At 63.1% G+C, this 3127-nt stretch carries 3 protein-coding genes; all 3 read left to right on the top strand.

The window, feature by feature from the left end; genetic code table 11:
- A partial coding sequence (locus Q0L94_RS16965; RefSeq protein WP_296755672.1) for a phosphopantetheine-binding protein occupies nucleotides 1–304 on the top strand: 304 nt, incomplete at its 5' end.
- Nucleotides 301–2175: a non-ribosomal peptide synthetase gene (locus Q0L94_RS16960; RefSeq protein WP_296755671.1), complete on the top strand. Its 1875-nt coding sequence runs from the start codon at nucleotides 301–303 to the stop codon at nucleotides 2173–2175. The genes Q0L94_RS16965 and Q0L94_RS16960, both read left to right, overlap by 4 nt.
- A gap of 31 nt (nucleotides 2176–2206) precedes the next feature.
- On the top strand, nucleotides 2207–3127 hold a 921-nt coding region (locus Q0L94_RS16955), incomplete at its 3' end, for a condensation domain-containing protein (protein ID WP_296755668.1).

The raw sequence follows: 3127 nt of genomic DNA, 5'->3' as shown, positions 1-3127 counted from the left end.
GGATGCTGCTGCAACCGGCTACCAGCCCCCGCGCACCCCGCTCGAGACCGCGATCGCCGCAATCTGGGCCGAAACCCTCAACCTGCCGCGCGTGGGCATCCACGACAACTTCTTCGACCTGGGCGGACATTCCCTGCTGGCGGCACAATTGCTGAACAGGATCAATCGCGCACTGGAAATCGATCTGGGCTTACGGCAGATTTTCGATACCCCTACCGTGGATGGCCAGGCGCTGGCCGCATTGAACCAGCTGGCAATGGGCGCCGTAGAAGAAGAAACGTGGTTCCCCGGAGAACGGCCATGACAAAGTCCTCCGCTGGTTCTGCCGGCCGCGTCGAAGGACAGTCCGGGCCGAAACCCGGAAACGGTTTTCACGCCTTTCCTCCGGCCGAGATCGAACACTCCATCGCTGACCGTTTTCGTAGCCGGGTCGCATGCAATCCGGACGCGCTGGCGATCAGCGACGCCGAGGGCAGCCTGAGCTACGGCGAACTCAACGCCCGCAGCAACCGGGTGGCGCATGCCATTCTCGCGTGCGGTCTCCCGCCCGGCCGCGGCGTGGCCCTGCTGCTTGAGTCAAGCAGAATCCAGGTTGTCGGCTTGCTGGCGGTACTCAAGGCCGGAGGGTTCTACGTGCCGGTCGACCCCGCCCTACCCGCGGCCCGAATTGCCGCGATTCTCGACGATACCGCCCCTGCACTGTTGATGGTCGGCAATGCCACCGAAGCGCAGGCGCTTGCCGCGGCGGGTGCGCATACGCCCATTTTGAATCTGGACACCCTGGCCGCAGGCTTGTCTGACGGCGAACCGGATATCGGCGTATCTCCGGATGCGCTTGCCTATGTCCTCTACACGTCGGGAACGACCGGCCGTCCCAAGGGGGTGATACAGAACCAGCGCAATGTCCTGCACAATGTGCTGCGCCATACCAATGCGTTCCGTATCGGCTACGGCGACCGGCAAACGCTGTTGTATTCGTACTCGGTGTATGGCGGTACGCGGGATATTTTCAATGCCCTGCTGAACGGGGCCTCATTGCATGTCTATTCCGTGGCCCGGCATGGCGTGACGGGACTGGCCCAGTGGTTGCGCCATGAGCGGATCACCCTGTATTGCTCGGTTGCTACCGTTTTTCGGCATGTATTCCAAACCCTGGCGCTGCCCGTCTCTTTTCCGGATTTGCGATTGATCAAGCTCGGCGGGGAGGCCACGTATCTCAGGGATGTCGAACAGTTGCGGCCACTGCTCTCCGCAGGCTGTGTCGTGCATTGCGGACTGGGGGCCACGGAAACCGGCCTGGCCAGAACGTATTGGCTCAACCGCGATAGCCAGATCGAAACGGCTTCGGTTCCCCTGGGCTACGCGGTGGAGGGAATCGAGGCGCTGCTGCTGGACGAATCCGGGCAGCCCGTGGTGCGTGGGGAGATCGGTGAAATTGTCATCCAGAGCCCTTATCTGGCGCTGGGTTATTGGGGCAATGAGGAATTGAGCCGGACCTGCTTTTCCGCCAGTGCGGAAAACGCCGAACTGCGGCGCTACCGAACGGGCGACCTGGGCATGCTGAATGCCGACGGCTGTCTCGAACATCGCGGCCGCAAGGATTTCCAGGTCAAGATCAGGGGAAACCGGGTCGAACTCGCCGAGGTGGAGCAATCCCTGCTGGCGCTGCCTGAAGTCTCGGAAGCCGTGGTTCTCGCAAAGCAGGACACGCAAGGCGAAACCCGGCTGGTTGCCTACGTGGTTCCGAAACCGGGCCACGAATGCACCCTGCAGTCCATTCGCCGGGAACTGGGCGGGCGCTTGCCGAGCTTCATGTTGCCCGAAGCCGTGGTGGCCATGGCGGCATTGCCGCAACTGGTCAACGGGAAAATCGATCGGCAAGCCCTGCCGCAACCGATGTTCGGGCAGCGCCAGGCCTATGCGCCGGCGCACACTCCGTTCGAGTCTGAATTGGTCCGCCTATGGGAAAAGGCGCTGAAGCTTGAAGACGTGGGGATAGACGACAACTTTTTCGAACTGGGCGGACACTCGTTGCAGGCTACCAGAATCCTCGCCGAGTTCGCGGAGGCGCTCGACACCCCGATTCCCGTGAGCGCCCTGTTCGAAAACCCGACCATACGCGAATTGGCGTTGCACACGACGAACAGGCTGGCGCTCGACGACAAGGGCTTGTAAAACCGGCCATCAACCAGGGATCAAAAACAAGATGTCATCGATTGGAGAGATGAGCCTGGAGGAGCGCATTCTGCTGGAGCAGCGGCTTCTCGGCAGACGCAAGGCCGGCGCGAAGCATGGCCCGACTGCCATCCCTCCCCGAAAGGGGACGGCGGAACCCTGCGATCTGTCGTTTGCCCAGAACCGCCTGTGGTTGGTCGAACACCTCAATCCGGTGGCGGGCAACTACAACATTTGCCGGGTTTACCGAATCCGTGGCGCGCTTGACCAGGCTGCCATGCAGGCGGCGCTGGACGCGCTGGTCGAACGCCATGAGGCGCTGCGTACCCGGCTGGTGATGCGGACGGGAGAGCCCCGTCAGATCGTCGAGGACCGGCAGGGCGTCAGTGTGCAAACGCTGGACTTGCGGCATTGCGGCGAAGACGCGCGCAAGGCCGAACTGGATGCGTTCATCCGCCGCAATACCCGCGCCGCGTTCGACCTCTCGGCCGACTGCATGCTGCGGGCGGGGCTTGCACAGCTGAGCGACGAGGAATTCGTGCTGGCAATCGTCATGCACCACATCGCGTCGGACGGCTGGTCGTTGAGCGTGCTGGATCGGGAACTGGAGATCCTTTATTCGGGTTTTGCTTCCGGCACAGCGGCAACGTTGCCGCCGTTGCCGATCCAGTATTCGGACTATGCGGTATGGCAGCGGAGTTGGCTGAGCGGGGCGGTGCTGGAGGATCAGCTGGGCTACTGGCGCGGGCAATTGTCGGGGCTTGTCCCGCTCGAACTGCCGGCCGACCGGGCGCGCCCCGCCCAGTTGAGTTACCGGGGCGACATCGAGCGCTTCGAACTGCCGGGCGAACTGACCGCCGCGCTCAAGGCGCTCGCGCGGCAGCACAACGCCACCCTCTACATGGTCCTGCTGGCCGCCTTCCAGGTGCTGCTGATGCGCTACAGCGGGCAG

Source organism: Thiobacillus sp., from assembly GCF_024708915.1.
This window is presented reverse-complemented; position numbering and strand designations above follow the sequence as displayed.

Excerpts from the sequence above, each read along its gene's own strand:
- Q0L94_RS16960 (WP_296755671.1), top strand. The coding sequence starts at position 301 with ATGACAAAGTCCTCCGCTGGTTCTGCCGGCCGCGTCGAAGGACAGTCC.